We start from the raw sequence: 24,020 nt of genomic DNA, 5'->3' as shown, positions 1-24,020 counted from the left end.
CACCTACCGAAGTCTGGGAATGACGGCCACCGGACCATAGCCATGCTTTTCCAGGAACGCCGCCAATCTTGCCGGATCCGGTTGCAAGGCATCGCCATAGTCGCGGGCATGGATGCCGCCGGAGACATAAAGAACATCGAAGCCATTGTCGGCGGCGCCCTTCACATCGGTCATCATGCCATCGCCGATGGCCAGCACCCGGCTGCGCTCGACCGGCCGGCCAAGAATCTCGGCGACCTCCTTCATCGCGAGATTGTAGATCGGCGCGTATGGTTTTCCAGCGATCAATGTGCGGCCGCCGAGCTGGGCATAGTCACGCGCCAGCGCGCCGGCACACCAGATGATGCGTTCGCCGCGCTCGACCACGATGTCGGGATTTGCGCAGATGAAAGGCAGGTTCCGGGCGCGCAGCCGCCGCAGGAGCTCCGTGTAATCCTCGGGCTTCTCGACCTCGTCGTCGAACAGGCCGGTGCAGACGACGCCGGATGCTTCGAACTCCTCGACAAGCTCCACGTCGAGACCTTCATAGAGAGTGAAGTCACGGTCGGCGCCGATATGGAAAATCCTGCGCGGCCCTTCGGCGATCAGATCCCGGGTCACGTCGCCTGAGGTAACCACCCGGTCGTAGGCTGACGGTGGAACACCGATCGCGTTCATCTGCGCCACGACATCGGCACTTCTGCGCGGCGAATTGGTGATCAGGACCACGGGGATTTTCGCCTCTCGAGCCCTTGCCAATGCGGAGGCCGCCACCGGGAAATGCGTTTCGCCATTGTGGACCACGCCCCAGACGTCGCACAGGATTGCCGAATAGGCCTTCGACACGTCTTCGAGCGAGCCGATGATTTCAGGCGAATTCGCCATGCCGTTTCCTTCAGTCGTGATCGTTGCGACGCCGCGACCGACGGTTCGCCGCAGCCGGTTCGGATTAGCCGAACCGCCCCGGCCTGTCACCAGCTTTCGCCAGGCACGATTGGTTAGCGGTTGGTGAAGCGCTGCCCCGGCAATAGAGCCATTTCCCAAACGCGGCCTTCAGCGTTTTGTGGAAAGCTGGCATCAATCGAGAATCCGCCGGCGGGGGCCGCTGCAAGACATGTATGGACTTTGGCGTCAGTTCTGCCGCGACCAACGCGGCAACTATGCTCTTATGACCGTCGTCGCAATGGTTCCGCTCATGGGCGCCCTGGCGATAGCCGTCGATTTCACCGAGATGAGCCGCGAAAAACAGGCGGTTTCGAATGCGCTCGATGCCGCAAACTTCGCCACGGCGCGCCGGCTGACGGAGGGTGCCACCGACGATCAGTTGAGAGCCTATGCACTCGACTTCTTCAATGCCAACCTCAACAAGATCAACCCCGCCAACACGACGCTCACCGTCACCTTGCCAAGCAACACCACCGGGGGCGGCTTGCTCAAGATGAGCGCGCGGCTTGACTACAAACCCTACTTCTATCCGGTCTTCGGCCAGCTCGTCGGCAAATCCGAAACCGACGCCAACCAGAAGATCAGCTTCAATGTCACCTCGGAAGTGCGGCTGAAGAACACTCTTGAAGTCGCTCTGGCGCTCGACAATTCCGGGTCGATGACCAAGACCGGAACGGGCTCGGGGCAAACGCGCATCGACCTTCTCAAGACCGCGGCCAAACAGCTGGTCGACACGCTGGCCCAGCAGGCGGCGATGATCAAGCAGGTCGACAGGCCGGTGCAGTTCGGCCTCGTGCCGTTTGCCGCCTCGGTCAATGTCGGACCCGGCAATGGTAACGCGTCCTGGATGGATACCGAAGGCCTGTCACCGGTATCGAACGAGAATTTCGACTGGTCGACGCTGAACGCAGCCGACAAATATGCCCAGCAGACCAACGGCATCTGGTACAAGCGCGGCACCGGATGGGGTACCGACGAAGGCCAGATGCTGACCCGGTTTTCGCTCTACCGGGACATGAAGGTCGTCACCAACCATGAGCGTGTCACCAACAGCAAGCGCGTGGTTTGCGACGAATACAACTCGAACAACACCTGCAAACGAAGCCATGACGAATATGATTACATCGATTCCTATGGCCCGTTCGCCAGTTGGCAAGGTTGCGTCGAGGCCAGGCCCTATCCCTACAATGCTAACGACGCCGCGCCGTCCGGCGGCTCGGCGAACACCGGCATAGGGGTTGGCGATCCGGCAACGATGTTCGTGCCGATGTTCGCCCCCGACGAACCCGGCAACCATTGGAGGCTCACCCAAGATCCCGATGAGGCCACGCCGACGACCTACGGCGCCGTGAACAGCTGGTGGAACGACGACCCGACAAGCAGCACCGGCCAATCCCGGTTGCGCAACATGGCCAAATATTTCCAGCCGCGGCCGATCAATGCGCCGGCGCTGGCCGCCGGCAACGGGCCGAACTACAGCTGCTCCACCAACCCGATCACGCCGCTGACCGATGTCAGCGTTGCCACTGGGCTCACCGCGATCAAGGCCGCGATCGACCTGATGAAGCCCGATGGCGGCACAAATGTTCCAGAAGGCATGGCCTGGGGATGGCGCGTGGTTTCGAGCGGCGAGCCCTTCACGCAAGGCCGCCCGGAAACCGAGAGAGGCAATGACAAGGTCGTGATCGTGCTGACCGACGGCGCCAACACCTACTACACGCCTTCTTCGCTCGGCTATTCCGACCCCGCCGATTCGAAGTCGACCTATGCATCCTTCGGCTATCTCAAACCCGGCTACAACGGCACGTCGGTGGGCCGCCTGTTCATGGGCACATCGAGCACCATTGGCCAATTCGATTATTCTAACGGCAATTATACCAACGCGCTCAACGAGCAGATGGCGACGCTTTGCAACAACGCCAAGGCAGCCAACATCATGGTGATGACTGTGGCGCTCGATCTGTCCACGACTAAAATCGCCGACCAGCAGGCGATCGAGGCGCTGAAATCCTGCTCGTCGAACTCGCGCTTCCGCAAGGATCCAACGGACGCGAGCAAGCCGGCAAAACTGTTCTGGAACGCTACCGGCGCCAGTTTGTCGAACGATTTCAAGGAAATCGGCAACGAACTGTCGAACCTGCGCATCGTCGGCTGATCCGTAGGCACCGGCGGCTAGCTGGAACAATAGCTGGCGCCGCCATGCACTTGCGCGCGCTGCCGGGGACAGGCACATCTTGGCCGCCTGCCGGATCGCGCGTCCATTCGCGGCGCGCGGGGGAAGAACAGATGCCCGAAACAGCCAATCATCTCGCCTTCGCGCTGGTCTGCCTCGGCATGGTGCTGACGCCTGGCCCCAACATGATCTATCTGATCTCGCGTTCCCTATCGCAGGGGCCGAAGGCGGGGCTGATCTCGCTTGGCGGCGTGGCACTCGGTTTTGTCTTCTATGTGCTGGCGGCGGCGTTCGGCATCACCGCGCTGCTGCTCGCCGTGCCCTACGCCTATGACGCGCTGCGCTTTGCCGGCGTGCTCTACCTGCTGTGGCTGGCCTGGCAGGCGGTGAAGCCGGGCGGACGCTCGCCGTTCGAAGTGCGCGAATTGCCGAGGGACAGGCCGCGCAAGCTTTTCGCCATGGGCCTGATGACCAATCTGCTCAATCCGAAGGTGGCCGTGCTCTATCTGTCGCTGTTGCCGCAGTTCATCAGCCCCGGCAAAGGCCACGTGCTGTCGCAGCTTCTGGTGCTCGGCGCGACGCAGATCTCGATCAGCCTCAGCGTCAATGCCGTCATCGCGGTGACGGCCGGTTCGATCGCCACCTTTCTCGCCGGACGGCCTTTGTGGCTGGTCATCCAGCGCTGGATGATGGGCACCGTGCTGGCGGCACTTGCGCTGAAGATGGCGACAGAGGCGCAGCGCTGAGGGTGCTGATCTACATCGGCCGCCTTATCTGCTGTGCCCGCTCCGGCTCGACCACCTTGCGGTAGAGATGCCAGGTGGCATGGCCGAGCACCGGCATGACGACGGCGAGCCCGGCAAACAGCGGGATCGAACCGATCACCAGAAGCACGGCGACCAGCAAGCCCCACAGCGCCATCTGCAGCGGGTTGGCCATCACCGCCCTGGCCGAGGTCTCGATGGCTGAGACGGCGCCGACGTCACGGTCGAGCAGCAGCGGGAAGGCAACCACGGTAGTGGCCAGCACGATTACGGCGAAGACAAAGCCCGCGGCATTGCCGGCAAGGATCAGCGTCCAGCCCTTGCTGGTGGTCAGCACGTCGCGGACGAAGCCACCGATCGAGGCCGGCGGCTGGTCGCCGAACAGGCCGGTGTAGATCGACTGCGCCGTGTAGAGCCACAACAGGAACAGCGCCACCAGCATGACGCCGATGACAGCGATCGACGGGACAGCGGACGAGCGCCGCACATCAAACGCGTGCCACCAGGAGGTGTTCATGCCGAGCTCACGCCGGCGGCTGATCTCGTAAAGGCCGAGCGCCGCAAACGGCCCGACCAGCGCGAAACCCGACATCAGGGGATAGATGAGCTGGATGGCATTGGCGCCGGACGTCCACTGCGTCAGGATCAGGCCGACGATGGGATAGATCAGGCACAGGAACACGTAGTGCGATGGTTTTGCCCAGAAATCCTCGAAGCCGAGGCGCAGCGCATCCCAAAGGTCCGACGTGGTGATGCGGCGCACCGTTGGCTGCACATGCATTCCACGTGCGTCCGCCATAACATGAAAGCCGGCCATAACCTTCCTCCCGTGTGTCGGGGCGGTCACCGCCTGGATGGCCGCCAGAGCTGCCACTTCAAGATCGAGAGGCATGATAGCAGAGTTGGCGGCGATTGTCGCCGCGTCAATTGCCTGGGGCGCAACTCCTCGTAGTGTTCAACTCTCCGTATGGCCTCTCATATGGCGTGCCTCGGCAGTCTTTCGTTTTAGCCAATCATTGTTCTGCATTTTAGCATTTACGCATTTTAGCATTTACTTAAATTACTCGTAGGGATCTCTGGCGTATCACCTGAGCTTTACGAGGTTCGGCGAGGAACTATGTTCGCATTGAGAGGCTTCTGGTCTTCGGAGCACGGCAACTTTGCCATGACGACCGCCGTCGCGATGCTGCCGATAATGATTGGTTTGGCCGGCGCCGTTGATCTGATCGGCACGAGCCATGACGCCTCGCAACTGCAGAACTCGCTGGACGCGGCGGGGCTCGCCATCGGCACGAAGTTCTCTCCCGATATGGCGGCCGGCGATGTCCAGGAGCTTGGGCTGCAATTCTTCGCCGCCAATATGAGCGTGGCCGACCAGCAGGAATATTTGGGCAGCGTCTCCGCTTTCGCGGCAACGGCAAGCGGCAGCCCAAGCGCCTACTTTATCTCGCTGTCGTCCAGCATAAGCCGCCCAAGCTTCATCAGCGCCTCGGCCCCCTGGCAGGCCTCCCGCTCGGCCTCGGTCAAGGTAAAACCTGGCGCACAGGCCTGCGTGCTGGCGCTCGATCCGCATGCGTCCGCCGCCGTGAACCTCCAGGGCTCGACCAACGTCTCGATGGACAATTGCGTGATCGCGGCGAACTCGGACGCGTCCGATTCCGTCAACAGGGGTGGCTCCGCGCTGGTTTCAGCCGGCTGTGTCTCAACCGTCGGCGGCACCAGCGGGCTGTTGCCACCCAGCGCCAGTCTCGCCTGCGGAACGCCGCACGAACATAGGTACGCGTCCTTTGATCCATTGGCCGACGTCGTTCCTCCCCCTTACACATTGTGTTTGCCTGTCCCGAACGGCAAAACCTACACGCTGTCGCCCGGCACTTATTGCGACAAGACATTGTCGGGGGACATCACGCTTGATCCGGGCGTCTACATCATGCGCGGCACCACCATAAAGCCAGGGGGGAACGGCAGCCTGGCTGGCCAGGGCGTGACCATATTCCTCATGGAAAGCGCTGAGATCTACATAAATGCCAATGAGAAGGTGAACCTTTCCCCGCCCACCAGCGGCCCTTATGCTGGCATCACCATTTTCCAGGATCACGGCAACACGTCTGCTCTGACATTGAATGGCGGCGCAAATTCCGTGCTCAGCGGTTTCATTTACGCGCCGGACGCGCCCATTTCCTACGCCGGCAACTCTGATATGAGCGCCCAGGGCGACTGTCTCAGGCTTGTCGGCAATACGATTCAGATGACCGGAAACTCGTCCGTCAAGTCGGACTGCGCGGCGGCGCTTGGAAATCGCACAATGTACGCCGATCGGATGATCACTCTGGTGAAATGAGAACGACAGGCGGCCCAAGCGGTAGCGTTGAGAAAAATGGCGGTCCCCTTTAACAATGCCGGAGTGCGGTGGCGACCGCACTCCGGCAGATCAGCGCCTCTCACAAAGGCACATCCTGGTTGAAAACAGAGTGTCGCTACGATTTCGCCGCCGCCGCGAAGCGATCGATCACCTCAGTCAGGGGGACGTGGCCAAGGCAGGCGCCAGAACCGGCGGGCTGTTCGCCATCCTCAACAGCCAGCGCATAACGCACGGCCGGATCGGATTCGATGCGAAGGCGCAATCCGGCCAGCTTGGGATAGGCAGCGCCGTCGATCGCCTGGTGAAACTCCGCCCAGCGCGCCACGCCGATCAGCGTGGTATCGGCCAGCGTCAGCCGGTCGCCGACCAGGAAATCCGTGTCGGCGATCATCGCCTCGAGCCGATCATGACGTTCCGCAACGGCCTTGCGGCCGAACTCCCGCAAGGTCGCCTTCAGCGCCGGTTCATCCGCCGCCATTTCCAATGCCACCCAGAGCGGGCTGAAGGCGGCGGTGAACCCGGTGTTCACGAAGGCCATCAGCTGGTGCATGCGGTCGGCTTGCGGCGTGCGCGGTTCGAAGCTGATGCGGCGCTGTGTGTCGCGGGCTTCGAGCCACGAGGCGATGGCCATTGTCTCGGTGAGCACCCGGCCTTCGTCGGTGATCAGCACCGGCGTTTCCTGACGGTCGTTGATGCTGGCATAGGCATCGTTTTTCATCTCGGTGAGCATGTCGACGCGGCACAGGCGATAGGGTTGCCCGACGCGTTCAAAGGCAGCGACAAGCCCCATCGAGCTTCCCGCCGGGAAGCCGTAAAGGAGGATAGGTTCCATTTGTTTTCTTCCGTGATTGAGAGGATCACGCCGCGCAGCGAAACTTGACCCTAAACGCTTGTCGTCCCATGTAAATTACGCACAATTCTGTAACCAGGATCCGCCCATGAAAGACGTCGTCTCACGCTGCCCGATCGAAGAGACCATGCGCGTGCTCAGCGGTCGCTGGCCCACACTGCTGCTCTATTATCTGAAGGACGGGACCAAGCGGTTCAGCGACCTGAGACGTGACAACCCGACCGTGTCACATCGCATCCTGACCCTGGAACTGCGCAAGCTGGAGGACGCCGGTATCGTGCGGCGAACGGTGCGTCCGGGTTATCCGTTGCGGGTCGACTATGACCTCACGGCGCCTGGCCGCAAACTTGTACCGCTCATCGACGCGCTGGGCGCCTGGTGGGTGCATACGGAAGACGATCGCCAGACTTCATCGACACTGGAGACTTACGCCGGCATGGCGGCAGGTTAATTCTGATCGATTGAGGCAGGATGATCGCCGGCCAGTCGTCCAAACATCCTGAAGTCGTGGTAGGCGCCCTTGAACCGGGCTTTCTGCCGTAGCGTCCCCTCGTAGCGGAAGCCGGCTTTCTCCAGCACACGGTCCGATCCGGTATTGCCCGGCAGCGTCCACGCCTCGATGCGATTGAGCAGGAAAAACCGATGGCCGCAAAGAGCGACGGCAGCAGCCGCTTCGGTCATCAGACCTCTGCCCCAGAAGTCCGGATGCAACTCGTAGCCGATCTCGCCGCACTTCGATTTAGGGACGAACCAATTGTAGCGAATCGCACCGGCCATGGTCTTCGAAGCGCGATCCTCGATGATCCAGGCGCAGCCTTTGCCAGTAGGAAAGACCTTGCACATCCATCTCATTGCCCGATCCGCCACCGCCTTGGACGGCGCATCCCGCCAGTTCGAGAACCGGGTGACCTCGGGGATCGACAGGATATTCCGGAAGGCATCGGCATCTTCGAGGGCCGGAGCGCGCAGCAGCAGACGGGCTGTAGAGAGCGTCGGGAAGGTGCGGGCAGTTTTTGGCATCGGATTCTCACCTCACTCGGGACACCTGGACTATTGCCCGAAAGGGGGCGCTTCAACACTTCAACATTACGCGATGCATTTTTTTGCGAAAAACCAAACGTATGGGTTCTCGCGCAATTTTCACCGCTTGCCCGTCAAAAGCCATGATCGCGACTATTCAGACAGGAATGGCCATTGATCATTCCCATTCCATCGAACCGCGCCCGATGCCGAGCAGGCGCATGGTGCTGACCGGCCTCGCAGCCTTGGCGGGCCTCGCCGCCTGCAGCACCGTTTCACTGCCGTCAGGCGAAGGCGCCGGGGTCTCCTCCTCCGCCACGAGCACGCTGGCCAGCATCCGCGTCTCGGCCGGGCTTGCGCCGCTGGTCCCCGACCGGCAGCTCGAACAGGCCGCCCTGCAGCAGGCTGGCTACATGGCGCAGCGCCGCCGCATGAGCCACACCACCGGCTGGGGCAAGGATTTCGCCTCGCGCGTCAGGGACAGTCGAATTTCCGGTGCCGCGGCGGAGAACATCGCCGAGGGTCGTTTCGACCTCGAGAAACTGTTCGACATCTGGGTGCATTCACCAGGCCATCGCCGCAACATGCTCGACCCGCGCTTCACCCGCTTCGGCCTTGCCTATGTGCGCGATGGCAGCGACAGCAAGCTCCGTTACTGGAGCCTGGTGCTCGGGAAATAGAGCTAATCCATATGCGCTGCCGGCGCGCCGCCGGCAGGCGCCTGCTTGGGCTTGCGCAGCAGGAAAACAAACGGGATGGCAAGCAGCGTCATGACCATGAGTATTTTGAAGTCATTGACGTAGGAAATCATCATCGCCTGGAGATTGACCATGCGATCGACCTGCGAAAGCGCCGTCGGATCGCCGCTCGCGGCTGCCGGAGAGACCGCCCAAAGATTTGGGTTGAACGGGTTGATGAAGGCCGAAAGCTCGGCGTGGTTGACCTGCGTGTTGCGCACCATCAGAACCGTCACGACCGACACGCCGATGGACGAGCCAAGATTGCGCACCAGGCTGAACAGGGCCGTGGCATCGGTGCGGAAGCGCACGTCAAGCGTGGCGAAGGCGACGGTCGACAGCGGCACGAACACCATTCCCATGCCCAGCCCCTGGATGACGCCGGAGCTGATGATCAGCCAGTTGTCCATCTGCGGCGTGAAGCTGGACATGGTGTAGAGCGACTGCGCGGTCAGGAGGAAACCGATAACGACCAGGATCCGGGCGTCGATCTTGCTCATCAGCCGGCCGACGACCAGCATCGAAATCATGGTGCCGACACCGCGAGGCCCTATGACGACGCCGATGGTGACGGTCGGATAGCCGAAGATGGTCGACAGCATTGGCGGCAGCAGCGACATGCTCGCCAGGATGAGCACACCCATGACGAAGATGAACGCCAGCCCGGTCACGAAATTGCGGTCAAGGAAGATCTTGGGATCGATGAAAGGGTGTTCCGCAGTCATGGTGTGAATGATGAACACCCAGAAGCCGGTGAGCGAAAGACCAAGTTCGATCCAGATCTCGACCGAGGAAAACCAGTCGACCTCGCCGCCGCGGTCGAGCAGCAGCTGAAGCGCGCCGACGCCGAGCGATATCATGGCGAAGCCGAAGAAATCGAAGCCGCGCACCCGCCGGGCAACGGCCGGCAAGTAGGCGGCCATGCCGAGAAAGGCGACGATGCCGACCGGCAGGTTGATGAAGAACACCCAGCGCCAGTTGAAATTCTCGGTCAGCCAGCCACCCAGCGTCGGGCCCAGAATCGGCCCCAGCATGATGCCGGCGCCCCAAATGGCCATCGCCTGGCCATGGCGTTCCCTGGGATTGATGTCGAGCAGGAAGGTTTGCGACAGAGGCACGATCGCCGCTCCGAACACGCCTTGCATCAGCCGGAAGAACACTATGCTCTCCAGGCTCCAGGCGATGCCGCACAGCATCGAGAATATGGTGAAACCGACCACCGCCGTCAGGAACAGTTCCTTGCGGCCGAAGCGGTCGGCCAGCCAGCCGGTGACCGGCGTCATGATGGCGGCGGCAACGATGTAGGAGGTCAGCACCCAGTTGATGTTGTCAGGCGAGGCGCCGAGGTCGCCGGTCATGGTCGGCAGCGCCACGTTGGCGATCGTCGTGTCGAGCGCCTGCATGACCGTCGCCAGCATGAGCGCGACCGTGATCAGGCCGCGATGCGGCACTTCTTTGAAAGGTTCGGGCGTGCTCATGGCGTGGAACTTCCAGCAGGTAACAAAAACGTGTACAAGGGGTTTCCGGGCGGCAACGCCTTCCGTTGAGAGACCCTCGTCGCGGTGGGACGCGATCGTCGATGTGGGGGTTACATCGACTGAAAGTCTCTGATGAGCGGATGCCTGCCGCCCGGAAACATGAGGACCGACGGGTCCGCGTCGGAGATTTCAGATTTCGGCCAGGCCGCGACGCGGCAGCGCCAAAACGCTGATCCTTCCAGCTCCTCCCATCAGACCAATCCTGCTATTCACCTCCGCCGCTGGTCCTGCGGCAATCTGTTGACGTTACTGCGCGGCCTCGCCAGCCGTGGCGTGACCAAAGATCGAGGGCAGGCCACGCGCCACGCCGGTGTCGACGGTAACGGTGGCGCTCATGCCGGTGCGCAACGCCATCTTGGCGTCCGCATCGATCAGTTCGAGACGAACCGGGATACGCTGTGTGACCTTGACCCAGTTGCCGGTGGCATTTTGGGCCGGCAGCAGCGAGAACTCGGCTCCCGTGCCGGCGCCGATCGCCTTGACCGTCGCCTCGAAGGTGCGCCCTGGATAGGTGTCGACCACGATCTCGGCCTTCTGGCCGGGCTTCATGTGGGTGAGCTGCGTTTCCTTGAAATTGGCATCGATCCAGGTGTCACCGGTCTCGACCAGCGAAAACAGCGGCGTGCCGGAACCGACATACTGACCGACCTTGAACGACGAGGCCTGGCTGACGATGCCGTCCGCCGGCGCCTTGACCGTTGTCTGGGCCAGGTCGTAGGCCGCCTTGTCGCGCGCGGCGAGCGCGGCCATCACGGTCGGGTGCTTGTCGGTCTCGATGTCGGGATTGCCGCCAAGGCCTGCCTTGGCGCTGATGATGCCTTGCTCGGCAACCGCCAGCTGCTGCTTGGCCTTGTCGAGATCGTTCTTGGCTTCGTCGAGCGACGATTTGGCGTTGATGCCCTTCTGGGCGAGATCGGCGGCGCGGTCGAACTGCGACTGGGCGAAGGCGACCTGGCTGGCATCGGACTTCTGCTGAGCCATCGACTGGCCATAGGCCGCGCGCAACTGCTCGACATTGAGACGCGCGCCCGCAACCGCGGCGTCGGCCTGCGCCAGCGCGATCCGGTAGGGCTCGGGGTCGATGGCAAACAGCTCGTCACCCTGCTTGACCAGCTGGTTATCGAAGATGTCGACCTTAACGATGCGGCCGGCCGTGTCGGAAGCGATCGACACCTTGGCCTGCTGCAGATTGGCGTTCTCGGTCTCCTGATAGCGGCCGCCGGTGACCCAGACATAGCCGCCGCCGACAGCCAATGCCGCAGGCAGCGCGACCATCAGCAGGAAGCGGCCCAGCCGGCGCTTTTTCTTCACGGGCACTGGGGCCGGCTGCACCGGGGGAGCAACCGCCGGCGGGGCCGCGGCCGGCTGCGCCGGCGCTTCCATGTCCAGTTCGGTCACTTTCTCGTCTATCTTGGCTACCGCGTTCATGCTGCTGCGCCCTCTATATTCTTCACTTTTTCAATGGACGGCGTCTCGTCGTCGGTCAGGTTGCGGACCATCGCCTCAAGCCCTTCGATGAGGACGCGACGGGCTTCCGGCTTCACGCCGACCAGCGATTCCTCATAGACTTCTCCGGCAATGCTCTTGATCACGGCGTAGGCATCGCTTGCCTTGGGCGTCAGGAAGATCATGCGGACGCGACGATCGGCGGCGTCGGACCGACGCTCGATCCAGCCTCCCTCTTCCATGCGGTCGACCAGGCGCGAAACGCTGATCGGCTCGATTTCGAGAAGTTCGGCCAGCCGCGCCTGCGCGACACCGTCTTCCTTGGCAACGCGGACCAGAAGCCGCCATTGCGCCGAAGAAAGCCCCAAGCCACTGGCCCTCGCCTCGAAGCGCTTGCGCATCAAGCGCTGCACGTCGTGGATCAAGAAGCCCAATCTGTCGATGCCATCGGAAACCATGAGCGAGATATATAATAAGCGTGCTTACTATTCAAGACGCCGCGTTGCACGAGAAGCCGGCAAATGTGCATGGCAGCTTTGCCGGACCAATCATGGTTAGCGATTTGCGAACGCATGATGGCCGCGCCGCCTCTACACTGGTCGCGTCTGGCATATTGATGTACAGCCGCTGAACAGGATCGGGGGATCAACGCATGCCGACGCTTTACGCTCTCAAGCCGGCCTTCCAGGGTCGACTGCGGCCGCTGGTCAACCGGCTGGCGGCAATCGGGGTCACGGCAAACAGCATAACCATCCTGGCGGCCGCGATGTCGATAGCCGCCGGCGCGGCCATTGCGATCTGGCACGAATGGCGCTGGCTGCTGTTGCTTATCCCCGCGGTGATGTTCGTGCGCATGGCGTTGAATGCCGTGGACGGCATGCTGGCGCGCGAGCATGGCCAAGCCTCGACGCTTGGCATGTATCTGAACGAGTTGTGCGACGTCGTTTCGGACCTCGCGCTGATTCTCCCTTTTGCCGTCTTTCCCGAATTTGGCGCATGGGGCGTCGTCGCCTTCGCGATATCGGCCGTGCTGACCGAGTTCGCCGGCGTGCTCGGCATCGCTGCCAAGGTCGGGCGTAATTATGCCGGGCCGTTCGGCAAGAGCGACAGGGCGCTGGCGCTCGGCGTCGTCGCCACGCTGTGTGCCGCCGGGCTGTGGCCGGCATCGATAACGCCGTTTGTGTTTCCGGCCATGGCAACGCTTTCGCTGCTGACCGCCATAAACCGGATACGCGCCGGCATTATTGGCAGCGCCAGCTGAGCATCGAGGCTCGCCATGCCGCCAGAGGGGAAGACCATGATGCACGAACCGATCGCCGCCGCGGCCACGGAAAGCCTTGCGCGGCAAGCACAGGAGCGGGTTTTCCGCAGCCATGACGGGACGGAGATCTTCTACCGATTCTGGCCGGCGGCCTCCGCCGATGCCAAGGGCGCAGTGGTGCTCTTCCATCGCGGCCACGAGCATGGCGGCCGCATGGCCCATCTCGTCGATGAATTGCAGATGCCGGACCACGCCTTCTATGCCTGGGATGCCCGCGGCAATGGCCGCTCGTCCGGCGAGCGCGGCTATGCGCCCTCCTTCTCGGCGCTGGTGCGCGACATCGACTGCTTCATGCGCGAGACCGCTGCCAGGGATGGCTTTGCCACTCGGGATATCGCGCTGATCGCACAATCCTTCGGCGCCGTGCTGGCTGCCGCCTGGGTGCATGACTATGCGCCGAAGCTGCGCGCCATGGTGCTGGCCTCACCGGCCTTCTCGGTAAAACTCTACGTGCCCTTCGCCAAGGAGGGCATCGCACTCTGGCAGAAGATCAAGGGCCGCTTCTTCGTCAATTCCTACGTCAAGGCGAAATTCCTGACCCATGATCCCGTGCGCATCGCCTCTTTCGAGAGCGATCCGCTGATCACGCGGCCGATCGCCTCCAACATACTGGTCGAACTCTACCAGCATGCCGCACGCATCGTCAGTGACGCCCGCGCCATCACCGTGCCGACGCAGCTTCTGCTTTCGGGCAGCGACTGGGTCGTGCGCCACGGCCCGCAGCATGAGTTCTTCGTCAATCTCGGCAGCCGCACCAAGGAACGCCATGTGCTGCCTGGTTTCTTCCACGACACGCTGGGCGAGCGCGACAGGGCGCAGGCCCTCGACCTGATCCGGCCATTCCTGGCCAGGCAGTTCGAGGCAGCCGATGCGCCGGTCGACCTGAAGCAGGCGGACATCGCCGGCTACACACGCGACGAGGCCGATAGGCTTGCCTCGCCGCTCGCTCTGATGTCGCCAAAGGGCCTCTATTGGGCATTCAGCCGTGCCTCCATCCGCATGGGCGCCTGGGTCTCGCAAGGTATGAAGGCCGGCGTGACCACCGGCTTCGATTCCGGCTCGACGCTCGACTACGTCTACGAGAACAATGCGCGCGGGCTTACGCCTCTTGGCCGCGTCGTCGACCGCATTTTCCTGGAGGCCATTGGCTGGCGCGGCATCCGCCAGCGCAAGCTGCATCTCGAAGAGCTCATCGGCTCTTGCCTGGCGACGCTCAAGGCCGCTGGCCGGCCGGTGCACATTCTCGACATCGCGGCCGGCCATGGCCGCTATGTTCTCGATGCCATCGTGAAGAGCCCCGATCAGCCGGCGAGCGTTCGCCTGCAGGATTATTCCGACCTCAACGTCGAGCTTGGCCGCAAGCTGATCGCCGAGCGGCAATTGCCGGCTGATGTCTCATTCCAGCGCGCCGACGCCTTCGATGCCGACATGCTCGCATCGATCGATCCGGCTCCGGATCTTGCCATCGTTTCCGGCCTTTACGAGTTGTTCTCCGACAATGCGATGATAGCCCGCTCGCTCGGTGGATTGGCCAGCGCCATGCAGCCGGGAAGCCTGTTGCTCTACACCAACCAGCCCTGGCATCCGCAGCTCGAGATGATCGCCCGCAGCCTGACTTCGCATCGCGGCGGCGAGGCCTGGGTGATGCGGCGGCGCACGCAGGGTGAGATGGACCAGCTCGTCGAAGCCGCCGGTTTCGAAAAACTCGACCAGCGCATCGACCAATGGGGCATCTTCACCGTCTCGGTCGCGCGGCGCCGCTGAACAGCATGGTCTCATCGCCTGCCCCCACCGCGCGCACCGAGCCTTATGGACGGGTGATCGTCAGGGCGGCGCTGTGGCTGGCCTTCCTGGCGCCGTTCTTCTATCTCAGCTACGGCTTCGCCAACTGGCTGGCCTCGCGGCGCGACGAGGTCGGCAGCATCGTGTTCTCGTGGGAACACAGCATTCCGTTCGTCGCCTGGACCATCGTGCCCTATTGGTCGATCAATCTGTTCTATGGCCTGTCGCTGCTGCTCAACAACGACAAGCAAGGCGTCGACCGCCTGGCCGGGCGCTATCTCACCGCGCAGGTCGTCGCCGTTATCTGCTTCATCCTGTTCCCGCTGACCGCGACATTCGTGCGACCGGCGACGACCGGCCTGCCGGGCTTCCTGTTTGCCGTGCTCGGCGGTTTCGACAAGCCGTTCAACCAGGCACCCTCGCTGCACATCGCCCTTTTGGTGATCATCTGGGATCATTGGCGCCACCGGCTCCGCGGGTTGCTCCTGCCGCTCTGGCATGGCTGGAGCTTCCTGATCGGTGCCTCGGTGCTGACGACCTGGCAGCATCACTTCATCGACATTCCGACCGGCGCGCTGCTCGGGTTCTTTGCGCTGTGGCTGTTTCCGCGCAGCGGCGCGTTGCCGTTTTCAGGCTTCCGGCTGACCAGCGATGTGAAAGCGCGGCGGCTGGCGCGGTTCTACGCTCTGGGCGCGGTCCTCGCGCTGGCCGGTGCAGCGCTCGGCGCCTTGTTCTGCGCCGTCGCGCTCTTCCTGCTTTGGCCGGCGCTGGCGCTGGCCATCGTCGCCTTCGCCTATGCAGGAGCAGGCGAAAAAGTGTTCCAGAAATCCGCCGATGGCAGCATCACGCTCGCAAGCCGTGTCCTGCTCTTGCCTTACCGTCTCGGCGCCAGGGCCAACATATGGGCCTGGACGCGCAAACTTGCTCCCCAGGTGGCGATTGCCGACGGCGTCTTTCTCGGGCGCTTTCCCACGGCACGCGAGGCCAGCAGCTTCGGCACGGTCATCGATCTCGCCGCCGAACTTAAGAGGCCTGCGGCAGCCGATTGCCGCTGGATCAGCTTTCCGATGGTCGACCTGTTGCCGCCGCCAGTGGCGATACGGCAACAGGCAGCCGGCGCGCTGGAGAGTGCGCGCCGCGACGGCACCGTGCTGGTGTGCTGCGCGCTCGGCTTCCAGCGCAGCGCCGGCGTCGTCGCCGAATGGCTGGTGGCGACCGGCAGGGCCAAGACGCCGGCGCTTGCCCGCGAAATGCTCGCGGCCCTCGGCCGGCCGGTTCATCTCGCAGAAGCCACGGATCCGGCGGCGTCATGACCGGCAATGCCTATCAGGACCGCACCGACCGCTTCGCCGGCATGCTGATGCGGCAGGCAGCGTGGCCTGCCGCAATCGTGGTGGCGGCAAATATCCTTGCGCCGCTGGCTGCCTCGACGCGCGGCGGCTTCGAGACTTTGCCGGCGGCCGTTGCGCTGTCGATCACAGCCGCGAGCGCTGTCGCCGTTCTGGCGCTGTCGGCATTGCTGGCATTCGACGCCCTGTTGTTCCGGGTCATGGCTGGCCATGATGACGAAGCTTCCGGCGGTGCCGCGGTGGACGACATGCTGGCGCGCATGCGCCTGAAAACGGCCCCGCCCGCGACACGCTCGCTCGATGACCGCATTGCTGGCACGCGTCGCCTACTGTTCAAGCAGCGCGCCGCCCTGGCTCTGTTCGCCGCAGCACTTCTGGCGTCAGGGTTTTGGGCGCCGCGATGAACAGGCTTTCGCTCAAGACCTTCACCTTGCTGCAGACGGTAACCTCCGTCGGCCTCTCGGCGCTGGCCCGGATGGTGACGGGCGTGCGTCCGATCTGGAACGGCAGCCTGCCCTCCGACCGCCAGCGCATCTATTTCGCCAACCACACCAGCCATGGCGACTTTATCCTGCTGTCGGCCTGTCTCAGCGAAAGCGAGCGCGCGATCACCCATGCTGTTGCCGCAGGCGAATATTGGGGGAAGTCGCGGCTGCGCCGCTTCATCGCGCAGGACATGCTGTCGTCGGTGCTCATCAACCGGCAGTGGACGAGACCTGAGGAAAACCCGATCGAGATCATGCTGTCGGTTCTCGACCAGGGCCACTCGCTGATCCTGTTTCCCGAAGGCACACGCAACATGACCGAAGAGCCGCTGCTGGCCTTCCGCTCCGGGCTCTACAATCTGTCGACGGCGCGGCCTCAGGTCGAGCTGATCCCGTGCTGGATCGAGAACATGTCGCGCGTGCTGCCCAAGGGCCAGTTCCTGCCGGTGCCGCTGCTGTGCCGCGTCGTCTTCGGCGCGCCGGTGGCGATCGGTCCGGGCGAAGAACGCCGCGCCTTCCTCGAACGCGCCCACGCCGCGCTTCTGGCGCTCAACCCGCGTCCCGAGCGAGACGATTGATGCGCCACGAAATCTCCATTCTGATCATCGGCCTGCTGGCGGTTTTGACCACCGCCAGCATCGTCGCGACCATCCTTTCGGCGCGAGCGCCGAAGCCGCTTAGCTCAACGCTGGTCAATCTCAGCCAGCGGATCAACGCCTGGTGGGTGATGGTGGCGCTGATGACGGTCGCCTTCTTCTTCGGGCGTTACGGGATGACCATCCTGTTCGCTCTGATCTCCTTCGCCGCGCTGCGCGAATTCGTGACGCTGACGCACACCCGCCGCAGCGACCATTGGGTGCTGCTCGGCATGTTCGGCATCATCATACCGTTTCAATATTGGCTGGTGTGGACCGCCTGGTACGGGCTCTTCGTCATCTTCATTCCGGTCTATTGCTTCCTGCTGATGCCGGCCATCACGGCGCTGCATGGCGACACTGAACGCTTCCTCGAGCGCATCGCCGCGCAGCAATGGGCGGTGATGATCTCGGTCTATTGCGTCAGCCATGTCCCTGCCCTGCTGACACTCGAGGTGCCGGGCTTCGAAGGCCGCACCCTGCTGCTGATCGCGTTCCTGATCATCGTCGTGCAAGGCAGCGACGTGCTGCAGTACATCTTCGGCAAGCTGTTTGGAAAACACCGTTTTTCGCCGAACGTCTCGCCGTCGAAAACCTGGGAAGGGCTGATCGGCGGACTGGTGTCGGCGAGCCTGCTCGGCGCGCTGCTATCCTTCGTGACACCCTTCTCGCCGCTGCAGGCAGCAGCCGTGGCCTTCGTCGCCTGCTCGATGGGATTTCTCGGCGGGCTGGTCGCCTCGGCCATCAAGCGCGATCAGGGCGTCAAGGACTGGGGCCATCTGATCGAAGGCCATGGCGGCATGATGGACCGCACCGACAGCCTGGTCTTCGCCGCCCCGGTGTTCTTCCACATCGTGCGCTATTTCTGGACGGTCTGAGCCGGCGGCCTGTTGCAAGAGCGGTTCATTGGCGCGCTCAGAGCCGGTTTTGGATCAGCATGGTGACGACGAAGAACGCGCCGACGGAGCTGGTGATGATGCCGATCGGCAGCTCCTGCGGCAGCAGCAGCGTTCGGGCCAGAAGATCGCTGGCCAGCAACAGCACCGCGCCGGGTCAGTTTGGAAGCCGTTTGACACCCTTTTTCATACGCCGAGATAGCGGTCCTGAATTTCTGGCGTCAGCGCCTCGGGCGTGCCTTCGAAGACGGTCATGCCCTTTTCCAGAACGAAGCAGCGGTCGGCCACAGGTAGAAGCTCGGCAAGCGTCTTGTCGACGATAAGGATCGACTGTCCGCTCGACTTGAGCTTGCGGATTGCTGCCCAGATGTCCTGGCGGATCACAGGTGCCAGACCCTCGGTCGCCTCGTCCAGAATGAGCAGGCTCGGATTGGTCATCAACGCGCGGCCGATGGCTACCATCTGCTGCTCGCCGCCCGACAGTGTACCGGCATATTGGTCGCGGCGTTCGCCGAGACGCGGAAACAGCTCGACAACTTTTTCCAATGTCCACGCGCTGCCGCGTGCTGCGGCCAGCAGGTTCTCCAGTACGGTCAGATTGGGAAAGCAGCGCCTTCCCTCCGGCACCAGACCCAGGCCAAGGCGCGCGATGCGGTGCGGGCGCATGCCGGCGACTTGGCGGCCGCCAAAGCTGATCGAGCCTGAGCGCGGTTTCGCGAGGCCGAGAATGGAATTGATCGTCGTCGTCTTGCCCATGCCGTTGCGGCCCATGAGCGCCACGACCTCACCCGCCCTGACGTCGAGCGAGACGCCGAACAGCGCCTGCGATGCGCCGTAGAAGGTTTCGACGCCGTTGAGTTCCAGCAGGCTCACGCAGTTTCTCCGAGATAGGCCCGGCGCACTTCGGGATCGTTGCGGATCTCGTCCACCGTGCCGGTGGCGATGACGCGGCCATAGACGAGGACCGAGATACGGTCGGCAAGCGCGAAGACGGCATCCATGTCGTGTTCGACGAGCAGGATCGGCGCTTCGTGGCGCAGGCCGTCGAGGAATTTCGTCAACGCTTTCGATCCGTCTGGCCCCATGCCGGCCATCGGCTCGTCGAACAAAAAGGCCTTCGATCCAAGGGCCAACGCAATGGCGATTTCGAGTTGACGGCGTTCGCCATGCGACAGCTCAGCGGCTGGCACGTAGGCGCGCCCGGCAAGGCCGACGCGCTCCAGCATCGCCATCGCCGGTTCTGTCAGGCTCTTGTCGCTCATCACGGGGCGTAAGAAGCGGAAGCTCGTTCCCTGGCGTGCCTGCACCGCCAGCATCACATTGCGCAGCGCGGAAAACTCCTGCGCGAGTGATGAGATCTGGAAGCTGCGGCCGAGCCCAAGCCGCCCGCGGGCCGCCATGTCGAGCCCGGCCATATCCTGGCCGAGAAAGCGGATACTGCCGCTGTCTGGCCGGAGCGAGCCCGAGATCTGGTGGATCAGCGTGCTTTTACCGGCTCCATTGGGGCCGATCAGCGCGTGGATTTCGCCCGGCTTGAGATCGAGGCTGACGCCGTCGGTGGCCTTCAGCGCGCCGAAAGTCTTTTTGAGATCGCGTATTTCGAGGACCAGCTCAGCCATGACGCGCCTCTCCAGCCAAAAGGCCAAGCAGCCCGCCGCGCGCGAACAAAACGACGCCGAGCAGGATCAGGCCAAGGAAGAACTGCCAGCGTTCGGTGAAGCCGCCAAGCGCGAATTCGAACAGCACGTAAAGCATCGCGCCCGCAACCGGGCCGAACAGCCGACCCTTGCCGCCAAGGATGATGAGCACGATCAGCTCGCCCGACATGTGCCAGGACAGCATCGAGGGGCTGACGAAGCGGTTGAGATCGGCAAACAGCGCGCCGGCGAGGCCTGTGACCATGGCAGAGATGGCGAAGGCAACGAGCCTGATGTTGAAGGGTGCGATGCCGACGGCGGACAGCCTGGTCGCGTTCTGCCGTGCCGCCTGCAATGCGGCACCGAAGCGCGATCCGCGCAGCAGCCAGAACAGACCAAGTGCTGCCATCAGCACGACATAGCAGATCAGGAAATAGGTCAGGGACTGCGCCGTGTTCATACCGGGAAAGCCATTGCGGACATAGATCGACAGCCCGTCCTCGCCGCCATAGGCCGGCCAGGAGATGGCGAAGTAGTAGATCATCTGCGCGAAAGCGAGCGTGATCATGATGAAATAGACGCCCGTCGTGCGCAGGCTGATCGCGCCGATCGGCAAGGCGACAAGGCCGCAAACCAGGATAGCCACCGACCAGATGACCAGCATCGAGGTCGTGCCTTGCAGGCCAAACAACAGCGGTTCGGCGTTGAAGGCATGGGTCGCCAGGATGCCGGCGGCATAGCCGCCAAGGCCGAAGAAGGCGGCGTGGCCAAAGGATACCAGCCCGCCAAGACCAAGCGCGATGTTGAGCCCGACAGCAGCGAGCGCAAGGATCGTAATGCGCGTGGCAAGCGTGACGTAGAATTGCTCGCCCATTGCAGACGCACTGAACGGGATCGCTAGCAGCAGAAGTGCCAGCAGTATATTGATGATGGTTTCGCGGCTCATGGTGGCCCTTACGACTGCGCCGCAAACAGGCCGCTTGGCCTGAAAGCGAGGATCAGGGCCATGACTATGTAGATCAGCATGGAGGCGAGTGAGGCACCGATCAGCCCGGCCTGTGCCGTCGGCATCATCAACGCCAGCGCCTTGGGCAGGAGGAAGCGGCCCATCGTGTCGACGAGGCCGACGAGGATGGCACCGAACAGCGCACCCTTGATCGAGCCGATGCCGCCGATGACGATGACCACGAAGGCGAGGATGAGTGCTGGCTCGCCCATGCCGACCTGCACCGATTGCAGCGCACCGACCAGCGCGCCGGCAAGGCCGGCAAGGGCAGCACCTAGCGCGAAGACAACAGTGTAGAGCGTGCGGATGTCGACGCCGAGGGCTGCGATCATCTCGCGGTCGGATTCGCCGGCGCGGATGCGCATGCCGAGACGGGTGCGCGAGATCAGCAGATAGAGCCCCACAGCAACGGCGATGCCGACGCCGATAATGGCGAGGCGGTAGAGCTGGTACTGGCCACCGCCGGGCAGGGGCACCGCGCCTTGCAGCAGCGGTGGGATGTCGAGATAAAGCGGAAACGAGCCAGACAGCCAGCGCGTGCCTTCCGAAAAGATCAGGATCAGCGCAAACGTCGCCAGCACCTGGTCAAGATGGTCGCGCTCATAAAGCCTGCGGATGACAACGATCTCCATGACCGCACCGGCGGCTGCCGCAGCGATCAGGCTCGCCACCAGACCGATCCAGAACGAACCAGTGGCGGCGGCGACCGTGGCACAGGCAAAGGCGCCGACCATGTAGAGCGAGCCATGGGCGAGGTTGATCAGGCCCATGACTCCGAAGATCAGCGTCAGGCCGGCGGCCATGAGGAACAGCATCACTCCGAGCTGCAGCCCGTTGAGAAGTTGTTCGATCAGAAGGGCGATGGACAAATGAACGATCCGGACTGTGGTTCAAGGCGGGGAATGCCGAAGCAAGCCGCTGCAAGATACGGCGATGCGGCCTCGCCGCGGCCCCGGCCCCGTCGATGACGAGGCCGGCACTTTAGCAAAGCGGATGCAGCCTTGGGCTACATCTTGCACTGGTCGGCATAGGCGTCCTTGTGGTGTTCGAAGGCGGTGGCGATGATCTTGTTGGTCAAGACATCGCCTTCCTTTACCACCTCACGGACGTAGATGTTCTGGACCGGATGATTGTTGGTGTTGAAGGTGAACTCGCCGCGCACCGACTTGAAATCGGCTGCCTTGAGGGCCGCGCGGAACGCGTCCTTGTCCTTAACACTGGCCTTGGACAGCGCAGACAGGATCAGGTTCGCCGTATCCCAGCTCTGGGCGGCGTAGATTGAGGGCAGGCGATTGTATTCGGCCTTGAAGGCCTCGACGAACTGCTTGTTGGCTTCGTTGTCGAGGTCCCTGGACCAGCTCGCCGAGTTCTTGACGCCAAGGGCTGCGTCGCCAACCGCGGGCAAAATGTCCTGGTCGAAGGAGAAGCCAGGACCCATGACCGGGATGTTCACGCCCGACTGGGCGTACTGCTTCATGAAGGAAATGCCCATGCCGCCAGGCAGGAAGAAGAACACCGAGTCGGCACCGGAATCGCGGATCTGGGCGATCTCGGCGGCGTAGTCGGCCTGGCCGATCTGGGTGTAGGCCTCGCCTGCCAGCTCGCCCTTGTAGTAGCGCTTGAAGCCGGTCAGCGAATCCTTGCCAGCCGGGTAGTTGGGCGCGAGGATGAAGGTCTTCTTGTAGTCCTTGTTGGCGTACTGACCCATCGCCTCATGGAAATTGTCGTTCTGGTAGGCGACGTTGAAATAGTTCTTGTTGCACTTGGCGCCGGCAAGGGCCGACGGGCCGGCATTGGGCGACAAATAGATGACGTCCTGCGCCACCGCGTTGGGCACCACCGCCATCGCCAGGTTCGACCAGATGATACCGGTGAGCAGGTCGACCTTGTCGCTCTGGATCATCTTTTCGGCGAGCTGCACCGCGATCTCGGGCTTCTGGGCATCGTCTTCGATGACCAGTTCGACATCTTTGTTGCCGGACTGTTTCATCGCCAGCGTAAAGGCATCGCGCATGTCGACGCCGAGACCCGCACCGCCGCCCGAAAGCGTGGTGATGACGCCGATCTTGACGGGTTCGGCATAGGCAAGGCCAGATGTGGCCAGCGACAAAGCGAACATGCTGGATGCCAGGATATTCTTCATTTTTCTCTCCTTCCCAGTGTTTTCAATATAGATAAAATAGCTTTAGAGCCGGGTGCGAACTTTCCAGAGTTCAGTGAACAGTTCAACCTCCAGCATCTCTTCAGATACGAAGCGCCCGACGTGCCGCCGGTGCTGCGTTTCATGCCGATGATGCGTTCGACTGTGGTGACATGATTGAAGCGCCAGCGCCCGGCCATTGCCGATCGGCGCGGTGTGGTCACCCAGACCCTTTTCGACCAGACGTCGGTCAGTTCGACACCGGCATTAAGGTATTCGGGGTAGTCGAAGCCATCGAGCAGGAAGTTCGGCCACTGTTCCTCGGGCGGAAGGTTGTCGCGCGTGAACGTGTCGATATGCGCTGACGGTCCAAGCATTCTGCGGCTGTCCCCTAGATGCTCGTTGCCACGGTCTTGTCGCCGTGCGTGTGTTTGAATACGCAACTTGCGGGGAGGCTTTGCGCCGACGCCGGGCTGGTCATCCGGCATATGCGGCAGCACCCGGCGCGATCGAATATGCGACCGGCATTTGGCACAGCGAGACCTCCCACGCTCTCGACTGACGATTGAGAATTGCACCAGACCAAATTTATTTCAAGCCTAAAGTTTTTAGCCATGCCCGAGCGTTGGTGCACAAATGCGGCATGTTCGGCATCTTCGGCAAGCTCTTTGGAAAACACCGTTTTTCGCCGAACGTCTCGCCGTCGAAAACCTGGGAAGGCCTGATCGGCACGCCCTTCTCGCCGCTGCAGGCGGCGGCCGTGGCCTTCGTCGCCTGCTCGATGGGATTTCTTGGCGGGTTGGTCGCCTCGGCCATCAAGCGCGACCAGGGCGTCAAGGACTGGGGCCATCTGATCGAAGGCCATGGCGGCATGATGGACCGCACCGACAAGCCTGGTCTTCGCCGCGCCTGTCTTCTTTCACATTGTGCGCTATTTCTGGACGGTCTGAGCCGG

General features: G+C 62.7%; 23 protein-coding genes and 4 pseudogenes. 12 read left to right on the top strand and 15 right to left on the bottom strand.

Annotated features, from left to right (window positions below; genetic code table 11):
* Nucleotides 1–3: 3 nt before the first annotated feature.
* Nucleotides 4–864, bottom strand: coding sequence for a TIGR01459 family HAD-type hydrolase (locus NP503_RS07970; RefSeq protein WP_127271605.1), 861 nt, complete (start codon nucleotides 862–864; stop codon nucleotides 4–6).
* A 229-nt stretch (nucleotides 865–1,093) separates the two neighbouring features.
* Here NP503_RS07970 and NP503_RS07965 point away from each other — a divergent pair, with 229 nt between their 5' ends.
* Together NP503_RS07965 and NP503_RS07960 are read left to right on the top strand one after the other, a co-directional pair.
* Nucleotides 1,094–3,079 (top strand): TadE/TadG family type IV pilus assembly protein, encoded by a 1,986-nt coding sequence (locus NP503_RS07965; protein ID WP_206517186.1) that lies wholly within the window; start codon nucleotides 1,094–1,096, stop codon nucleotides 3,077–3,079.
* Between the two features lie 131 nt (nucleotides 3,080–3,210).
* On the top strand, nucleotides 3,211–3,843 hold the full coding sequence (locus NP503_RS07960; RefSeq protein ID WP_023813536.1) for a LysE family translocator: 633 nt from the start codon (nucleotides 3,211–3,213) through the stop codon (nucleotides 3,841–3,843).
* Nucleotides 3,844–3,853: 10 nt separating this feature from the next.
* Here NP503_RS07960 and NP503_RS07955 read toward each other — a convergent pair whose 3' ends face one another.
* Nucleotides 3,854–4,678, bottom strand: coding sequence for a DUF2189 domain-containing protein (locus tag NP503_RS07955; protein WP_127269027.1), 825 nt, complete (start codon nucleotides 4,676–4,678; stop codon nucleotides 3,854–3,856).
* Between the two features lie 300 nt (nucleotides 4,679–4,978).
* Between NP503_RS07955 and NP503_RS07950 the strand changes: the two genes are divergently transcribed.
* The gene (locus NP503_RS07950; RefSeq protein WP_127269025.1) at nucleotides 4,979–6,202 is read left to right on the top strand and encodes a TadE/TadG family type IV pilus assembly protein; all 1,224 of its coding nucleotides are present in this window, start codon (nucleotides 4,979–4,981) and stop codon (nucleotides 6,200–6,202) included.
* 136 nt (nucleotides 6,203–6,338) lie between these two features.
* On the opposite strand, the gene NP503_RS07945 is transcribed toward NP503_RS07950, so the two are convergent.
* Nucleotides 6,339–7,055: a glutathione S-transferase family protein gene (locus tag NP503_RS07945; protein WP_127271609.1), complete on the bottom strand. Its 717-nt coding sequence runs from the start codon at nucleotides 7,053–7,055 to the stop codon at nucleotides 6,339–6,341.
* Nucleotides 7,056–7,161: 106 nt separating this feature from the next.
* Here NP503_RS07945 and NP503_RS07940 point away from each other — a divergent pair, with 106 nt between their 5' ends.
* Nucleotides 7,162–7,524, top strand: a complete 363-nt coding sequence (locus NP503_RS07940; protein ID WP_127269391.1) for a helix-turn-helix domain-containing protein — start codon at nucleotides 7,162–7,164, stop codon at nucleotides 7,522–7,524.
* Here NP503_RS07940 and NP503_RS07935 read toward each other — a convergent pair.
* Complete coding sequence (locus NP503_RS07935; protein WP_127269392.1) at nucleotides 7,521–8,093, bottom strand: GNAT family N-acetyltransferase; 573 nt, start codon at nucleotides 8,091–8,093, stop codon at nucleotides 7,521–7,523. The two genes, NP503_RS07940 and NP503_RS07935, sit on opposite strands and share 4 nt — an antisense overlap.
* A gap of 206 nt (nucleotides 8,094–8,299) precedes the next feature.
* Between NP503_RS07935 and NP503_RS07930 the strand changes: the two genes are divergently transcribed.
* A complete protein-coding gene (locus tag NP503_RS07930) occupies nucleotides 8,300–8,773 on the top strand; it encodes a CAP domain-containing protein (RefSeq protein WP_206518931.1) in 474 nt (157 codons plus the stop codon).
* Nucleotides 8,774–8,775: 2 nt separating this feature from the next.
* On the opposite strand, the gene NP503_RS07925 is transcribed toward NP503_RS07930, so the two are convergent.
* The 3 genes from NP503_RS07925 to NP503_RS07915 all read right to left on the bottom strand — a co-directional run bounded on the left by NP503_RS07925 (nucleotide 8,776) and on the right by NP503_RS07915 (nucleotide 12,272).
* The gene (locus NP503_RS07925; protein ID WP_127269394.1) at nucleotides 8,776–10,308 is read right to left on the bottom strand and encodes a DHA2 family efflux MFS transporter permease subunit; all 1,533 of its coding nucleotides are present in this window, start codon (nucleotides 10,306–10,308) and stop codon (nucleotides 8,776–8,778) included.
* Between the two features lie 306 nt (nucleotides 10,309–10,614).
* Nucleotides 10,615–11,796: an HlyD family secretion protein gene (locus NP503_RS07920; RefSeq protein WP_127271614.1), complete on the bottom strand. Its 1,182-nt coding sequence runs from the start codon at nucleotides 11,794–11,796 to the stop codon at nucleotides 10,615–10,617.
* Nucleotides 11,793–12,272, bottom strand: a complete 480-nt coding sequence (locus tag NP503_RS07915) for a MarR family winged helix-turn-helix transcriptional regulator (protein ID WP_127267049.1) — start codon at nucleotides 12,270–12,272, stop codon at nucleotides 11,793–11,795. The genes NP503_RS07920 and NP503_RS07915 overlap by 4 nt, the downstream gene beginning before the upstream one ends.
* A gap of 194 nt (nucleotides 12,273–12,466) precedes the next feature.
* Between NP503_RS07915 and NP503_RS07910 the strand changes: the two genes are divergently transcribed.
* Genes NP503_RS07910 through NP503_RS07885 form a run of 6 tightly spaced genes read left to right on the top strand, consistent with a single transcriptional unit; the run spans nucleotide 12,467 to nucleotide 18,264 of the window.
* A complete protein-coding gene (locus tag NP503_RS07910; RefSeq protein WP_127267050.1) occupies nucleotides 12,467–13,075 on the top strand; it encodes a CDP-alcohol phosphatidyltransferase family protein in 609 nt (202 codons plus the stop codon).
* A gap of 39 nt (nucleotides 13,076–13,114) precedes the next feature.
* Nucleotides 13,115–14,899 (top strand): bifunctional alpha/beta hydrolase/class I SAM-dependent methyltransferase, encoded by a 1,785-nt coding sequence (locus tag NP503_RS07905; protein WP_164748934.1) that lies wholly within the window; start codon nucleotides 13,115–13,117, stop codon nucleotides 14,897–14,899.
* 5 nt (nucleotides 14,900–14,904) lie between these two features.
* Nucleotides 14,905–16,230 (top strand): phosphatase PAP2/dual specificity phosphatase family protein, encoded by a 1,326-nt coding sequence (locus NP503_RS07900; RefSeq protein ID WP_127267058.1) that lies wholly within the window; start codon nucleotides 14,905–14,907, stop codon nucleotides 16,228–16,230.
* Nucleotides 16,227–16,670: a hypothetical protein gene (locus NP503_RS07895; protein ID WP_127267051.1), complete on the top strand. Its 444-nt coding sequence runs from the start codon at nucleotides 16,227–16,229 to the stop codon at nucleotides 16,668–16,670. Before NP503_RS07900 ends, NP503_RS07895 begins: the two co-directional genes overlap by 4 nt.
* Nucleotides 16,667–17,329: a 1-acyl-sn-glycerol-3-phosphate acyltransferase gene (locus NP503_RS07890; RefSeq protein ID WP_127267052.1), complete on the top strand. Its 663-nt coding sequence runs from the start codon at nucleotides 16,667–16,669 to the stop codon at nucleotides 17,327–17,329. Before NP503_RS07895 ends, NP503_RS07890 begins: the two co-directional genes overlap by 4 nt.
* Nucleotides 17,329–18,264 carry a phosphatidate cytidylyltransferase gene (locus NP503_RS07885; protein ID WP_127267053.1) on the top strand — a complete coding sequence of 312 codons (936 nt, stop codon included), beginning with the start codon at nucleotides 17,329–17,331 and terminating at the stop codon, nucleotides 18,262–18,264. The genes NP503_RS07890 and NP503_RS07885 overlap by 1 nt, the downstream gene beginning before the upstream one ends.
* A 37-nt stretch (nucleotides 18,265–18,301) precedes the next feature.
* On the opposite strand, the pseudogene NP503_RS07880 reads toward NP503_RS07885, so the two are convergent.
* The 8 genes and pseudogenes from NP503_RS07880 to NP503_RS07845 all read right to left on the bottom strand — a co-directional run.
* Nucleotides 18,302–18,436 (bottom strand): annotated as a pseudogene (locus tag NP503_RS07880) (iron chelate uptake ABC transporter family permease subunit); the annotation flags it as partial.
* A 32-nt stretch (nucleotides 18,437–18,468) separates the two neighbouring features.
* Nucleotides 18,469–19,155: an ABC transporter ATP-binding protein gene (locus NP503_RS07875; RefSeq protein WP_127271619.1), complete on the bottom strand. Its 687-nt coding sequence runs from the start codon at nucleotides 19,153–19,155 to the stop codon at nucleotides 18,469–18,471.
* Complete coding sequence (locus tag NP503_RS07870; protein WP_127271621.1) at nucleotides 19,152–19,901, bottom strand: ABC transporter ATP-binding protein; 750 nt, start codon at nucleotides 19,899–19,901, stop codon at nucleotides 19,152–19,154. Before NP503_RS07870 ends, NP503_RS07875 begins: the two co-directional genes overlap by 4 nt.
* The gene (locus NP503_RS07865; RefSeq protein ID WP_127271623.1) at nucleotides 19,894–20,865 is read right to left on the bottom strand and encodes a branched-chain amino acid ABC transporter permease; all 972 of its coding nucleotides are present in this window, start codon (nucleotides 20,863–20,865) and stop codon (nucleotides 19,894–19,896) included. The genes NP503_RS07870 and NP503_RS07865 overlap by 8 nt, the downstream gene beginning before the upstream one ends.
* Nucleotides 20,866–20,873: 8 nt before the next feature.
* Entirely contained in the window at nucleotides 20,874–21,794 is a 921-nt protein-coding gene (locus NP503_RS07860; RefSeq protein ID WP_127270515.1) for a branched-chain amino acid ABC transporter permease, read from the bottom strand.
* A gap of 137 nt (nucleotides 21,795–21,931) precedes the next feature.
* Nucleotides 21,932–23,068: an ABC transporter substrate-binding protein gene (locus NP503_RS07855; protein WP_127270513.1), complete on the bottom strand. Its 1,137-nt coding sequence runs from the start codon at nucleotides 23,066–23,068 to the stop codon at nucleotides 21,932–21,934.
* A gap of 42 nt (nucleotides 23,069–23,110) precedes the next feature.
* Nucleotides 23,111–23,256 (bottom strand): annotated as a pseudogene (locus NP503_RS07850) (tryptophan 2,3-dioxygenase family protein); the annotation flags it as partial.
* Nucleotide 23,257: 1 nt separating this feature from the next.
* A pseudogene (locus NP503_RS07845) lies at nucleotides 23,258–23,442 on the bottom strand (2-aminobenzoate-CoA ligase); the annotation flags it as partial.
* Nucleotides 23,443–23,717: 275 nt separating this feature from the next.
* Between NP503_RS07845 and NP503_RS07840 the strand changes: the two are divergent.
* A pseudogene (locus NP503_RS07840) lies at nucleotides 23,718–24,015 on the top strand (phosphatidate cytidylyltransferase); the annotation flags it as partial.
* Nucleotides 24,016–24,020 lie beyond the last annotated feature (5 nt).

The organism is Mesorhizobium sp. SEMIA396 (assembly GCF_024518615.1).
GTDB lineage: Bacteria > Pseudomonadota > Alphaproteobacteria > Rhizobiales > Rhizobiaceae > Mesorhizobium.
This window is presented reverse-complemented; position numbering and strand designations above follow the sequence as displayed.

Excerpts from the sequence above, each read along its gene's own strand:
- NP503_RS07970 (WP_127271605.1), bottom strand. The coding sequence starts at position 864 with ATGGCGAATTCGCCTGAAATCATCGGCTCGCTCGAAGACGTGTCGAAG.
- NP503_RS07965 (WP_206517186.1), top strand. The coding sequence starts at position 1,094 with ATGTATGGACTTTGGCGTCAGTTCTGCCGCGACCAACGCGGCAACTAT.
- NP503_RS07960 (WP_023813536.1), top strand. The coding sequence starts at position 3,211 with ATGCCCGAAACAGCCAATCATCTCGCCTTCGCGCTGGTCTGCCTCGGC.
- NP503_RS07955 (WP_127269027.1), bottom strand. The coding sequence starts at position 4,678 with ATGGCCGGCTTTCATGTTATGGCGGACGCACGTGGAATGCATGTGCAG.
- NP503_RS07950 (WP_127269025.1), top strand. The coding sequence starts at position 4,979 with ATGTTCGCATTGAGAGGCTTCTGGTCTTCGGAGCACGGCAACTTTGCC.
- NP503_RS07945 (WP_127271609.1), bottom strand. The coding sequence starts at position 7,055 with ATGGAACCTATCCTCCTTTACGGCTTCCCGGCGGGAAGCTCGATGGGG.
- NP503_RS07940 (WP_127269391.1), top strand. The coding sequence starts at position 7,162 with ATGAAAGACGTCGTCTCACGCTGCCCGATCGAAGAGACCATGCGCGTG.
- NP503_RS07935 (WP_127269392.1), bottom strand. The coding sequence starts at position 8,093 with ATGCCAAAAACTGCCCGCACCTTCCCGACGCTCTCTACAGCCCGTCTG.
- NP503_RS07930 (WP_206518931.1), top strand. The coding sequence starts at position 8,300 with ATGCCGAGCAGGCGCATGGTGCTGACCGGCCTCGCAGCCTTGGCGGGC.
- NP503_RS07925 (WP_127269394.1), bottom strand. The coding sequence starts at position 10,308 with ATGAGCACGCCCGAACCTTTCAAAGAAGTGCCGCATCGCGGCCTGATC.
- NP503_RS07920 (WP_127271614.1), bottom strand. The coding sequence starts at position 11,796 with ATGAACGCGGTAGCCAAGATAGACGAGAAAGTGACCGAACTGGACATG.
- NP503_RS07915 (WP_127267049.1), bottom strand. The coding sequence starts at position 12,272 with ATGGTTTCCGATGGCATCGACAGATTGGGCTTCTTGATCCACGACGTG.
- NP503_RS07910 (WP_127267050.1), top strand. The coding sequence starts at position 12,467 with ATGCCGACGCTTTACGCTCTCAAGCCGGCCTTCCAGGGTCGACTGCGG.
- NP503_RS07905 (WP_164748934.1), top strand. The coding sequence starts at position 13,115 with ATGCACGAACCGATCGCCGCCGCGGCCACGGAAAGCCTTGCGCGGCAA.
- NP503_RS07900 (WP_127267058.1), top strand. The coding sequence starts at position 14,905 with ATGGTCTCATCGCCTGCCCCCACCGCGCGCACCGAGCCTTATGGACGG.
- NP503_RS07895 (WP_127267051.1), top strand. The coding sequence starts at position 16,227 with ATGACCGGCAATGCCTATCAGGACCGCACCGACCGCTTCGCCGGCATG.
- NP503_RS07890 (WP_127267052.1), top strand. The coding sequence starts at position 16,667 with ATGAACAGGCTTTCGCTCAAGACCTTCACCTTGCTGCAGACGGTAACC.
- NP503_RS07885 (WP_127267053.1), top strand. The coding sequence starts at position 17,329 with ATGCGCCACGAAATCTCCATTCTGATCATCGGCCTGCTGGCGGTTTTG.
- NP503_RS07870 (WP_127271621.1), bottom strand. The coding sequence starts at position 19,901 with ATGGCTGAGCTGGTCCTCGAAATACGCGATCTCAAAAAGACTTTCGGC.
- NP503_RS07865 (WP_127271623.1), bottom strand. The coding sequence starts at position 20,865 with ATGAGCCGCGAAACCATCATCAATATACTGCTGGCACTTCTGCTGCTA.
- NP503_RS07855 (WP_127270513.1), bottom strand. The coding sequence starts at position 23,068 with ATGAAGAATATCCTGGCATCCAGCATGTTCGCTTTGTCGCTGGCCACA.